Source organism: Chryseobacterium sp. A301 (genome assembly GCF_054489425.1).
Genome location: NZ_JBTMWY010000002.1, coordinates 459,892 through 471,501, shown reverse-complemented (window position 1 = coordinate 471,501; position 11,610 = coordinate 459,892). Strand labels below are relative to the sequence as shown.

At 41.2% G+C, this 11,610-nt stretch carries 10 protein-coding genes; 8 read left to right on the top strand and 2 right to left on the bottom strand.

The window, feature by feature from the left end; genetic code table 11:
- The first annotated feature begins 117 nt into the window (after nt 1–117).
- Nucleotides 118–2,322, top strand: a complete 2,205-nt coding sequence (locus ACX3PU_RS05450; RefSeq protein WP_459083913.1) for a RelA/SpoT family protein — start codon at nt 118–120, stop codon at nt 2,320–2,322.
- 14 nt (nt 2,323–2,336) lie between these two features.
- Entirely contained in the window at nt 2,337–3,503 is a 1,167-nt protein-coding gene (gene nhaA / locus ACX3PU_RS05445) for a Na+/H+ antiporter NhaA (RefSeq protein WP_459083912.1), read from the top strand.
- Nucleotides 3,504–3,647: 144 nt separating this feature from the next.
- Here nhaA and ACX3PU_RS05440 read toward each other — a convergent pair whose 3' ends face one another.
- Entirely contained in the window at nt 3,648–4,700 is a 1,053-nt protein-coding gene (locus tag ACX3PU_RS05440; RefSeq protein ID WP_459083911.1) for a YihY/virulence factor BrkB family protein, read from the bottom strand.
- A 31-nt stretch (nt 4,701–4,731) separates the two neighbouring features.
- On the opposite strand from ACX3PU_RS05440, the gene ACX3PU_RS05435 reads away from it, so the two are divergent.
- On the top strand, nt 4,732–5,205 hold the full coding sequence (locus tag ACX3PU_RS05435) for a 23S rRNA (pseudouridine(1915)-N(3))-methyltransferase RlmH (RefSeq protein WP_459083910.1): 474 nt from the start codon (nt 4,732–4,734) through the stop codon (nt 5,203–5,205).
- Nucleotides 5,206–5,449: 244 nt separating this feature from the next.
- Here the strand turns inward: ACX3PU_RS05435 and ACX3PU_RS05430 are convergent, their stop codons facing one another.
- Nucleotides 5,450–6,316: an aldo/keto reductase gene (locus tag ACX3PU_RS05430; RefSeq protein WP_459083909.1), complete on the bottom strand. Its 867-nt coding sequence runs from the start codon at nt 6,314–6,316 to the stop codon at nt 5,450–5,452.
- 150 nt (nt 6,317–6,466) lie between these two features.
- On the opposite strand from ACX3PU_RS05430, the gene ACX3PU_RS05425 reads away from it, so the two are divergent.
- The 5 genes from ACX3PU_RS05425 (at nt 6,467) to ACX3PU_RS05405 (ending at nt 11,580) form a co-directional block, all read left to right on the top strand.
- Nucleotides 6,467–6,874, top strand: coding sequence for an acyl-CoA thioesterase (locus ACX3PU_RS05425; protein ID WP_459083908.1), 408 nt, complete (start codon nt 6,467–6,469; stop codon nt 6,872–6,874).
- Nucleotides 6,871–7,551 (top strand): SIR2 family NAD-dependent protein deacylase, encoded by a 681-nt coding sequence (locus ACX3PU_RS05420; RefSeq protein ID WP_459083906.1) that lies wholly within the window; start codon nt 6,871–6,873, stop codon nt 7,549–7,551. The genes ACX3PU_RS05425 and ACX3PU_RS05420 overlap by 4 nt, the downstream gene beginning before the upstream one ends.
- A 579-nt stretch (nt 7,552–8,130) precedes the next feature.
- Nucleotides 8,131–8,790, top strand: a complete 660-nt coding sequence (locus ACX3PU_RS05415; protein ID WP_459083905.1) for a YggS family pyridoxal phosphate-dependent enzyme — start codon at nt 8,131–8,133, stop codon at nt 8,788–8,790.
- Nucleotides 8,791–8,896: 106 nt separating this feature from the next.
- Nucleotides 8,897–10,081, top strand: a complete 1,185-nt coding sequence (locus tag ACX3PU_RS05410; RefSeq protein ID WP_459083904.1) for a sigma-54-dependent transcriptional regulator — start codon at nt 8,897–8,899, stop codon at nt 10,079–10,081.
- A 143-nt stretch (nt 10,082–10,224) separates the two neighbouring features.
- Nucleotides 10,225–11,580 carry an MATE family efflux transporter gene (locus ACX3PU_RS05405; protein WP_459083903.1) on the top strand — a complete coding sequence of 452 codons (1,356 nt, stop codon included), beginning with the start codon at nt 10,225–10,227 and terminating at the stop codon, nt 11,578–11,580.
- Nucleotides 11,581–11,610: the final 30 nt, after the last annotated feature.

The following is an 11,610-nucleotide window of genomic DNA, read 5'->3' as shown; positions in this document are numbered from 1 at the left end:
ATATCTGGACTTTAGGAACTGGACTTTCGCTTTAAAACAACCTCTATTCTATCCTCTCTATTTTGTTGGAGTTCTGCTCATTTTTTTCTACATTCGTAGAGTTAAAGAACTGCACAGATGATATACGACTTAGAACAAGAAAACAAAGAAATTCTTGCCCGGTATAAGGACTTAATTTCCAACACATACCGGACTCTTGACGAGGAGCAGAATAAGCTAATACGTCGTGCATTTGATCTCGCACTGGATGCCCACAAAGATCAACGTAGAAAATCAGGAGAACCCTATATCTACCATCCGATCGAAGTGGCAAAGATTGTTGCCAATGAAATCGGACTTGGGGCCACCTCCATTGCGTGCGCCCTGCTTCATGATGTGGTAGAAGATTCAGATTACACATATGAAGATTTAGAAAAGAGATTTGGAAAGAAAATCGCGGACATCGTAAACGGTCTGACCAAGATCTCTGTGATGAACCACCAGAACATTTCGATTCAATCGGAAAACTATAGAAAATTACTTTTAACCCTCTCTCAGGACTTCCGCGTGATTCTCATTAAGATTGCGGACCGCCTTCATAACATGCGTACCTTAGAGAGCATGGCTCCGGACAAACAAAAGAAGATTGCCTCGGAAACCGTCTATATTTATGCGCCTCTAGCCCACCGTTTAGGGTTTTATAATTTGAAAGGAGAGTTAGAAGATCTATCCCTAAAATACAACAATCCCGAGGTTTATAACGAAATCACAGAAAAACTTGAACTCGCGAAGGAAAACCGAGAAAAGTACGTTGAAGAATTTAAAAAAGAAGTCTCTGAGCGTCTTGGCGAAGAAGGTCTCAATATCACAATCAAAGGACGAGCAAAAGCCATCTCTTCCATCTACAGAAAGATGCTCAAGCAGGGCGTTCCGTTTGAAGAAGTTTTTGACAATTACGCCATTCGGATTATTTATAAATCCGATGCGAAAAACGAAAAATTCCTAGCCTGGAAAATCTACTCGATCGTCACAGACCTCTACCACAGCAATCCCCTTCGAATGCGAGATTGGATTACAAGGCCTCGTTCCACAGGGTATGAAAGTTTACACCTCACCGTTCTAGGTCCAGACAAAAAATGGATTGAAGTTCAAATTCGAAGCGAACGCATGGATGAGATTGCGGAGAAAGGAGTCGCTGCGCATTACCGCTACAAGGAAGGCTTTAAGAACAATTCAGACGATCAGAATTTTGAACGCTGGGTTAGTGAAATTAGAGAAGTCCTTGAACAGCAACAAAACTTAAGTACGACCGAACTTCTTGACAATATCAAACTAAATCTTTATTCAAAAGAAGTTTTCGTCTTTACTCCAAAAGGGGAAATTAAGATTCTCCCGGTGGGATCTACCGCGCTAGATTTTGCCTTTTCCGTTCACTCTGATTTAGGAACCAAGTGCCTCGGGGCAAAAATTAACGGAAAACTAGTGCCTATCTCCCATGTGCTGCAAAACGGAGATCAAGTAGATATTCTTTCCTCTCAAAACCAGAAACCAAAATTGGACTGGCTAGAGTTCGTGGTCACCTCGAAAGCAAAAAGCAAAATTAAGGCCTATTTAAATTCTCAAAAAAGCAGCGCAGTCACTGAAGGCAAAGAAATGCTACAACGTAAGCTTCGCCACGCAAAGCTCCCCTTCAATGACGAGGAAATCAACAAAATGCAGAAGTATTTCAATTTAAAAACTTCGCAGGAACTTTTCCTCGGTTTTCAAGAGGGCACTCTCGACACCGGAGATTTACGCAAGTACATCGAGAGCAAAAGCGTATTTAATAATTTAATCAATCGCTTTCGTAAATCTCCAACGAAAAACGAAGAATACGAAGAGCATGGCACTAGCAATCTTGATTTGATTGTCTTTGGTAAAGACGAGGAGAAACTCAACTATACCTTTGCCAAATGCTGCAACGTCATTCCGGGGGATAAAATCTTTGGTTTTATCACCATCTCGGAAGGCATCAAAGTTCACAGTGACAATTGTCCCAATGCCATTAACCTACGAGCCCAATACGACTACCGCGTCATGCCCGCCAAATGGGTCAACGAAGAAAGCTTCAAGAACCGAGTCAAAATCGAAATTGAAGGTCTGGACCGCCTGGGAATGATTAATGACATTACACAGGTCATTAGTAACTCCATGGCCATGGACATGAAAAGCATGACTATATCTTCGAACAACGGGCTCTTTACAGGAACCATTAATCTCGAGGTAAGGAACCGAAGTCAACTAGAAGAAACCTTTAAGCAACTAAAAAACATAAACGGAATCAGTCGTGTGAAACGACTTTAACTCAATCAATATTCATGAAAATTACCCAGTATTTTAAAAACTTTCTCCACCACAATCAATCCTCTGGAATCCTTCTCTTATTTTGTGTCTTTCTCTCGCTCATGATCGCGAATTCTTCGTTAGGTCCTTCCTTTGAAGATCTGTTAAATTATGAGCTAGGTCCCTACTCGATTAGCATGTGGATTAACGACGGTCTTATGGCCATTTTCTTTCTCTTGGTAGGTCTAGAAATCAAGCGTGAGATTGTGGAAGGAGAGTTATCCAGTTTCAAGAATGCATCCCTTCCCATTGTGGCAGCCCTAGGAGGTATGAGTGTTCCAGCACTAATTTACATTCTATTTAATGCGGGAACGGACACGCAAAACGGATGGGCCATTCCGATGGCTACCGACATAGCATTCTCTCTCGCGATTATCTCACTGCTTGGAAAAAGCGTACCGACTTCCATCAAAATTTTCTTAGCTGCACTCGCCATTGTGGATGATCTTGGAGCTATTGTTGTGATCGCACTCTTTTATACAGAGCAACTGCACCTAAATTACCTTTTGATTTGCCTTGGAATTACAGTCCTGCTTGTCCTATTAAACTACTTCAAAGTAAAAAAGCATGTCTTTTATTTAATCCCTGGAATTTTCTTGTGGTACTGCATGCACCATTCCGGTATCCATGCGACCATCGCAGGGGTAATCTTAGCCTTTACCATTCCTACGAACGTATCGGAAACAGAAATTTCTCCATTGGAAAAATTGGAAGGAAAACTTCATTTGCCTGTCAGCTTTATCATCATGCCTCTGTTCGCACTGGCCAATGTAAATATCGCACTCGAGGCAGGAATGGTGGACGGACTGTTTACCAATTTTGGTTACGGAATCATTCTAGGACTTTTTGTGGGCAAGGTGGTCGGAATCAATCTCTTTTCCTTCCTTGCGATCAAATTTAAACTCAGTAGCCTTCCCGACAAAAGCAATTGGTCTCAAATGATTGGGACGGGGCTTCTCGCAGGAATTGGATTCACCATGTCTATCTTTATAGCCTTGCTCTCTTTCAAAGGGCATCCTGAACTACAAGCAGAAGCAAAATTCGCAATCCTTGTTGCCTCTTTAATTGCAGGGTTAACGGGGTATATGATCTTAAAATCCGTTGGAAAGAAACAAGCCAAAAAAGAGCTCGAATCTGCCTAAGTAGTCAGACGAATTTTAACCACAAAACAAAAAGTCATTCTGAACCTAGATTTAAGAATGACTTTTTGCTTTTAGTCTAATACACCCTACAGAATCAAATCTGAGCTTGGAAAAGAATTCACTCTCTATAAGGGTTTTAAGCATTTAAGTAGACAAGTTTGAACCCTGTGACCTATTTTTTTCCTCCTTTTCTTTAGAATCGGAAACAAGGTCAATTTGGTGTTCACTTGAAGCTTCCAGTTCCGGATCATTTTGAGGTGAAAAGTTCTCTGCTTCTTTTAGGAGTTCGTCTGAGACTAATTTCTCTAGGCGAATGCGACGAATGGCTAAGTTTAATTCGTTTCCAAACAAAAGCAAATAAACATTCACATTCACCCACACCATAAGTAAAATCATAGTCCCGATCGATCCATACAGCACATTGTAACGTGCGAAATTTCTTGCATAAATAGCAAAAAGATAGGTGGTGAGAACAAAAAGTATGGTGGTTAAAATGGCGCCTGGAATGGCCTGACGAAACCTTGTCAATTTCACAGTCCCGAGCCAATAAAAAAGAGCCAAAAGAACAAAGTAAAAAAGCGGAAACGAAATAAGTCCAATAATCGCCGATAGGTTTTGCACAAACCACGAAATCGCATATTCGGGCGTGAAAAGTTTTAAGACGACCTCTGAGTAATAGATTCCGAAAATGGCTAGTAAAATCACACTGATAAACCCAATGGTAATAACAAAGGCCAATAGAAACTCCTTTACGTCGCTCAACTTCTCTTTGGTCTGTTCGTTAAACCCGTCGATTAGGGCAAAGGTACCGTTGGTAGCAAAGACAAGCGCTAAAAGAATCGTTATGTTGCTAATACTCGAGGTATTGGGAATAATGTTCTGTTCGATGTAACTCACCACATCCCCTTCAATACGTCCTGGGAAAATCTTTTGCATCAAAATCTCAAAAATGTAAAATTGCAATTTATCGTAGTGGGGCAAATAAGGAAGTATGGACAGCAAAAACAAAATGAAGGGAAATAAGGAAAATACGAAGTTCCAAGAAATGGCGGCAGACTTCCTTCCAATTTGGTTTTTAAAGATTCCCTCAATGTAAATCTCAAACATTTTGTAGAGCGAAACTCCTAGAAAAGGAATGTGAATTCCTTCAAAGAAATCATGGATTTTCCTGATGAATTTCGGGGTTTTTATGCTCATTAAGGGTATATTTGTGCAACAAAGATAAGAAATGCGAATTAATATTCTCTCCATTGGAAAGACACAAGAAAAAGAAATTGACGCTTTAATAGCCTATTATCTGAAACGATTGCCAAGGCATTGGAATACAGAATTTATTGAAATTCCCGATGTAAAGAACACAAAGAATTTAAGTGTCGAACTTTTAAAGAAACAAGAAGAAAAGCTACTTCTTGAGCACATGGAACCTGGCGATTTGGTTGTTTTGCTTGACGAGAAAGGCAAACAATACACCTCTCGAGAGTTTGCTACTAAACTAGACGATTGGATGGGCAGCTCTGTGAAGAAAATTCATCTGGTCATTGGCGGTGCCTACGGCTTCTCCCCAGGTCTCTACGAAAGAGCCAATGAAAAAATGGCTCTCTCCAAGATGACTTTTACGCATCAAATGGTAAGACTGTTTTTAATTGAGCAGCTCTACCGAGCAGACCAAATTCAAAAAGGCAAACCCTACCATAACGATTAGTCCTTCCCTCTTACGAAAAGCGAGTGTTAATTAGCGTTAAATCAGGGCCCTTAGTTTTAATTTTCTGTTAAATCAGCTCCTAAGGCTCTAATTCCTACGAGTTTGTCATAGGATTTGCTACTACTTATACGAGTTAATAAATGAGATAATTGCTAAACAAAATTTTAGAATTCACTAAAATAGTTTTCATGATTTTTTTTGAGTCCGGCTCTATCCAAAAGATAGAGCCGGATTTTGTTTTAAGCTACAAAACTCGTCTCCCCCGAGAGGCTTCTAAAAGAACAAACCAATCCTCGTCGCTGAGCGTTAGATCCAGCGAACGGGCTAGCTTTTGAATAGACTCGACTTTGGAGCTACCTACGATCGGGATAATTCCCGCAGGAGATTTTCTAAGAAAACTTAGTAAGAGCTCGGCCTCGCTAGCACCGTATTTTTCCGATAGAGGAATAAGTACAGCACGAGTACGTTGTGACTTTTCATCGTCACTCGAAAAATAGCTTCCCAGTGGGCTCCACGCGGTAGGCTGTAGCCCTAAGGATTGCTGCTGAAGAATACGCCCATCAAAGAAAGCATCGCTCTGGGTAAGGGAAATTTCGATTTGGTTGGTACAAAGAGCGGGGAAATATTTCGATAAGAAATCAAATTCTAAGGTTGAGAAATTGCTCACTCCAAAATTAAGGACTTTTCCACTTGATCGAAGAAGAGAAAAGGCCGCTGCAATTTCCTCAGGATCCATTAAGGGAGAGGGTCTGTGCAGTAAGAACAGATCCAAATATTCAGTTTTCAAATCCTTTAGGCTCTGTTCTACACACTGGATAAGATAGTCTTTGGAAAGATCGTATGCTTTCACTTCATAAGGTCTTGCCCCACCCTTGTATTTAATGCCTCCTTTGGAAATAAGCTGATACGATTGACGCGGCAAATTCATTTCCCCTAGCGCCTTGCCAAAAGACTCTTCCCAAGTATATCCGCCATAAATATCTGCGGAATCAAAAGTATACAATCCTAAATCTAGACACGACTCGATCAAAGTTTGTATCTCTGGCTTGGGGTGGCTTACCCCCCAAGAACTCCAACGCATCGTGCCGACAATAAGTGGTGAAAACTTCATTTTAAATTTTTTCCAAATTTAGGAAAGTTTAGAGAAGTACCTACGCTCGAACCCAAAGCGAACTTCGACTTCTTTTTAAATAATTCTCTTTTGCCTTCAAAAGCCTAGGGAAGTTCAAATTATTCCCCTTAAATTTGTGAAAAAGTACTTATGAACTACCACACTAGAAAATGGATTAAACCGGAGGATTTAAACCCCAACCATACGCTTTTCGGGGGAAGACTCTTGCAGTGGATTGACGAGGAGGCGGCACTTTACGCCATCGTCCAACTTGAAACACCTCGCTGCGTCACAAAATACATTTCAGAGATCAATTTCATTAGTTCCGCAAAACAAGGGGATATTATTGAAATCGGTATTGAAGCCACGGAATTTGGAAACACCTCCATTACGCTTCATTGCGAGGTGAGAAACATGATGACTCGCCAGACCATTATTACCATTGAAAAACTTATTTTTGTGGGTGTGGACCAGGAGGGAAAACCCACTAGGCATGGGAAAACTCAGATTGAATTTATTGCAGAGCGTTTAAAAAACAGAGGAGAAATCGAGTTGTGAAAAAACTAGTGGTATTAAGCGGAGCCGGCATCTCGCAGCAAAGCGGACTTCAAACTTTCCGAGACTCTGACGGGCTTTGGGAGAACTTTCGGATTGAAGAAATTGCAACACCAGAGGCCTTTGCAAGAGATCCTCAGAAAGTTCTTGATTTTTACAATATGCGGCGCTCACAATTAAAGAACGCGAAGCCCAATCGGGCGCATGAAATCCTTTTTGAACTAGAATCTTTTTTTGAGGTTCAGATTATCACTCAGAATGTGGACGATTTGCACGAGCGCGCTGGATCCACAAGCGTTCTGCATTTGCATGGTGAACTCTCGAAAGTACGTTCAACCGACAACCTTTTACCACTCTACCCTTGGGTGGAGGACTTAAAGCTTGGGGATACGGATGAATTTGGCGTCCAACTTCGTCCTCACATTGTTTGGTTTGGGGAAGAAGTTCCTGCTATGGATGAGGCTATTCGGCTCGTTCAAAATGCGGATATTTGTCTTATCATTGGCACTTCGCTACAGGTCTATCCTGCAGCAGGCCTTCTTTTAGAACTTCGAAACAGAACTCCCCTTTATCGAATTGATCCGCAAGAAAAACAGTCGATCGGAAGAAACCACATCCATATAGAGAAGGATGCTATCGAAGGGATGATTCATTTTCAAGAAGTACTTACTACAATCTAGGCTCAACCTAGAGAAGAACGTAAAGCCGCAGTGACTGCTGCAAAGGCTAACCTAGACCATTTTTCAGCAAAGACTTATTTGGTGATAGACCTTCTCAGGATAACAGTGCGCTATTTGATGAGAGACCGGACGGTGAAGCAGGAAGGGAATTAATTAAGCGAAGTCTCGCCACGACAAAGCGAAATCTGAATTATCACGGATTAATACCGCCATTCGATATGTAAATAAAGAAAAAACCCAAAAATACATTTCGGTTCAATCGACCAATTTGATTGGAAACGGAAATATAGTAATGGACTTAGAAACTGCTACAAATGTAGTTAATAATTGTGAAAATCGCCTTTGATCGATTCAAAGCCGATAAAAAACGGAGCGCCACTTCTGCTTTTTGGAACAAACAGTGACAAGAACCATAAAAAAGACAAGGACCTCAAAGAGCAGGAGCATGACAGTATTAACGGTGCCACTCCTAAGTTTTCTATCTTTAGGAATTGGATAATAATTTTGTATTTTTGCTTTTGTTGCAAAGGGCCTTTTGCCCTTTCCCAAATGCAATTCCTTTTTCTTAATCTTTTCACTATGTCTATTGAAGCTAATTTTCAAAATGTAAAACGCAATATCCCAGAGGGTGTGACTCTTGCGGCAGTCTCGAAAACCCACCCAATTGAACCTATTAAGGAGCTCTACTCTTTAGGACAACGGATCTTTGCAGAGAACAAAGTTCAAGAACTTGTCGAAAAGCAGCCTCTTTTGCCCTCAGACATTCAGTGGCATTTGATCGGCCACTTGCAAACGAACAAAGTAAAATTCGTCGTGCCTTTCGTAGACACCATTCAGAGTGTTGATTCTGAAAAAGTCCTTCGAGAAATAAACAAACAGGCCGAAAAAATAGACCGGAAAATAAAGGTTTTGCTTCAAGTGAAAATTGCCCAAGAGGATACCAAGTACGGTCTCGAGGTCAATGAAACCAAAGAACTTTTAGCCCAGTGGAAAAATGGAGAGTTTCCATTTGTGGAAATAAAGGGCTTAATGGGCATGGCCTCTTTTGTCGAAGATCAAAACCAAGTGAAGCAAGAATTTCAATTCTTAAAGCATCTTTACGATAGCCTCAGTCTCTATTATCCGTTTAACACCCTTTCCATGGGCATGAGTGGGGATTACCCCTTAGCCATTGATTGCGGTGCTACCCTGGTACGAGTAGGATCCGCTCTGTTTGGCGCACGGGACTATTCGCATTAGTTGCTTTTAATAATCCCTAATGAAAGTAGGGTTCAAAACGAATGGTTTTTGTAAGAACTTCATTCAAAATTTTAAATCCTCAAATTATAAATGTAAATTTGCCCTTATGCAAAAAATCCTCATAGTCGAAGACGAAAAAGCAATCGCAGGCGTACTTCAAAATATACTTTCGGACGAATTACCCGATTTCGAAATTTCCGTTGCACCGGATGGTCTCGAAGGCTATAAACTGATCGAAAAAGACGATTTTGCGTTAGTAATTTCTGACATCAAAATGCCTAAGCTCTCGGGTACAGAGCTTTTAAAGCAGGCTTTAATCCTCAAGCCGGAATCTACATTCGTAATGATTTCAGGGCATGCGGATATTGACATCGCAGTGGACTGCTTAAAAGACGGCGCTTACGATTTCATCTCTAAGCCAATTGATATCAACCGCCTTATCACGAGCGTGAAAAACGCCTTAGACAAGGAGAAACTCTTCAAAGAGAACAAAACCCTACAAAAAGAAAATGTTACCTTAAAGAAAAAGGTTAACAAAAAATACCAAATGATCGGTCAGAGCCAAGGATTAAAGAAGATCCAAGACATGATCGATAAAGTCGCTACTTCGGATGCTCGAGTACTTATTACAGGTCCAAACGGAGCCGGGAAAGAATTGGTAGCTCATGCGATTCATGCGCAAAGTGAACGCAGCAGAGGCCCAATGATTGAAGTGAATTGCGCCGCAATTCCTTCCGAATTAATTGAAAGTGAACTCTTTGGTCACGTGAAAGGATCCTTTACAGGAGCCATCAAGGACAAACAAGGGAAATTTGAATTAGCTCAAAATGGAACCATCTTCTTAGATGAAATTGGAGACATGAGCTTAATTGCCCAGGCAAAAGTGCTTCGCGCTTTGCAAGAAAGCAAAGTTTCCCCCGTAGGTAGTGACAAGGAAGTAAAAGTCGATGTGCGTGTGCTTGCCGCTACCAACAAAGACATGCAAAAAGAAATTGAAGCCGGACGCTTTAGAGAAGACCTCTACCACCGACTCTCTGTAATTGAAATCTACGTACCACCCCTTGACGAGAGAAAAGAAGATATAAAACTTCTTGTGGAGCATTTCTCTAAATTAATTGGAGATGAAAACGGGGTTCCGGTTCATCAGTTCGATTCCAAAGCGATCAAAGCGCTAGAAGCTTTCTCGTGGACTGGAAACATTAGGGAACTGAGAAACGTCGTAGAGCGTTTAATCATTTTAGGAAACAATCCTGTGACTGCTGAGGACGTGAGTGCTTTTGTACGAAAGTAAACGATCGCCTTCAAAACTTAAAAGAGAGTCACTTAAACGCTAAGTGACTCTCTTTTTTTGGAGAGAAACAAATTCCGAATAGGAAAGAAAATTAACATACGGAAGTCCTAAGAGAATCCTTATTTTTGCAAAAAGAAATCCACATGGCTTTTTTAAATCGAAATTACACCAAAGAAACCCTTACCCTTGCCCTTCCGGTGATGGTCACTCAATTAGGTCAAGTATCGGTCCAGTTATTTGACAATATCATTGTGGGGAAATTACTAGGGGCCACTGCCCTTGCCTCCGTATCCCTTGGGAATGCCCTGTTTATTTCGATTTTCATTTTTGGTCTTGGAATTTCCTTTGCCATTCCTCCCCTTGTCTCTCAGGCGCATAGTCGAGGAAGACACGAACGAATTAATTCTGTTTTTCGTCATGGGTTTGTTTTAAATATGCTTGTAGGTCTAGCGCTAATGATTTTACTATTAGCCTTTACGCCTCTTCTCCATCATATGAACCAACCGCCCGAAATTATTCCGGACACCATTTCTTATCTGTTGGTAATGGCCTTTACGATCCTTCCTTTTATGGCCTTCCAAACTCTACGTGAAGTTTCAGAAGGGCTCGGATACACCATTGGGGTCACCAAGGCCACGATCATTGCGAATGTGATCAACATTGCCTTGAACTATGTCTTTATCAAGGGTATGTTTTTCTTCCCTGAGATGGGCGTAAAAGGCTCAGCACTAGCCACGCTAATTGCAAGGATTTTCATGATGGTGTTCTTATATTATGTTCTCTTAAAACATTCTACCACGAAACGCTATATCAAGGATTTTAGAATTAAGTTAAGTGAACTTAAAACCACGATGTTTCAAAAAATGCTTAAAATCGGTCTGCCGACCGCTTTTCAAATGTTTTTCGAAATCACCGCCTTTGCGGGTGCTGCGTTTATTTGCGGGCTAGTGAGTGCAAAAGACATTGCTTCCCACCAAATTGCCTTAAGCATGGCTTCCTTTACCTTCAACCTTTGTATTGGGTTTTCGGTCGCCTCTACGATCCTCGTAGGACGTAAGTTTGGGGAGAGAAAATTTGTAGAGCTACGCGCCGTAGGAATCAACAATCTCAAACTCTCTTTCCTTTTCATGCTCCTTTGTGGACTTTTCTTTGTGGTTGGACGAGATGTGTTGCCTACCTTTTTCACAAAGAAGGAAGATGTCGAAGTTATTCAACTTGCCTCTAAGCTTATGATTATTGCGGCTCTCTTCCAACTCTCCGATGGAGTTCAAGTCACGGCACTTGGTATTTTAAGAGGGATACAAGATGTGAAAATCCCAAGCTATCTTACCTTCTTCGCTTACTGGATTCTTACCATTCCCCTGGGATACTTTTTATGTGTGACTCTTAACATGGGCGCATGGGGTATGTGGATCGCTCTTGGGTTTGGTCTCACCGTCTCGGCCGTTCTCTTAGTGTACCGATTCTTAAAGCTCTCGCAAAATAGGATTTCTCACTAAGCCCTACTTTGCAAAAGAACGGGTCTTAAT

What these genes read in the sequence shown, in the direction of transcription:
- ACX3PU_RS05435 (WP_459083910.1), top strand. Translation starts at nt 4,732, where the DNA reads ATGCGAATTAATATTCTCTCCATTGGAAAGACACAAGAAAAAGAAATT.
- ACX3PU_RS05440 (WP_459083911.1), bottom strand. Translation starts at nt 4,700, where the DNA reads ATGAGCATAAAAACCCCGAAATTCATCAGGAAAATCCATGATTTCTTT.
- ACX3PU_RS05410 (WP_459083904.1), top strand. Translation starts at nt 8,897, where the DNA reads ATGCAAAAAATCCTCATAGTCGAAGACGAAAAAGCAATCGCAGGCGTA.
- nhaA (WP_459083912.1), top strand. Translation starts at nt 2,337, where the DNA reads ATGAAAATTACCCAGTATTTTAAAAACTTTCTCCACCACAATCAATCC.
- ACX3PU_RS05425 (WP_459083908.1), top strand. Translation starts at nt 6,467, where the DNA reads ATGAACTACCACACTAGAAAATGGATTAAACCGGAGGATTTAAACCCC.
- ACX3PU_RS05450 (WP_459083913.1), top strand. Translation starts at nt 118, where the DNA reads ATGATATACGACTTAGAACAAGAAAACAAAGAAATTCTTGCCCGGTAT.
- ACX3PU_RS05415 (WP_459083905.1), top strand. Translation starts at nt 8,131, where the DNA reads ATGTCTATTGAAGCTAATTTTCAAAATGTAAAACGCAATATCCCAGAG.
- ACX3PU_RS05405 (WP_459083903.1), top strand. Translation starts at nt 10,225, where the DNA reads ATGGCTTTTTTAAATCGAAATTACACCAAAGAAACCCTTACCCTTGCC.
- ACX3PU_RS05430 (WP_459083909.1), bottom strand. Translation starts at nt 6,316, where the DNA reads ATGAAGTTTTCACCACTTATTGTCGGCACGATGCGTTGGAGTTCTTGG.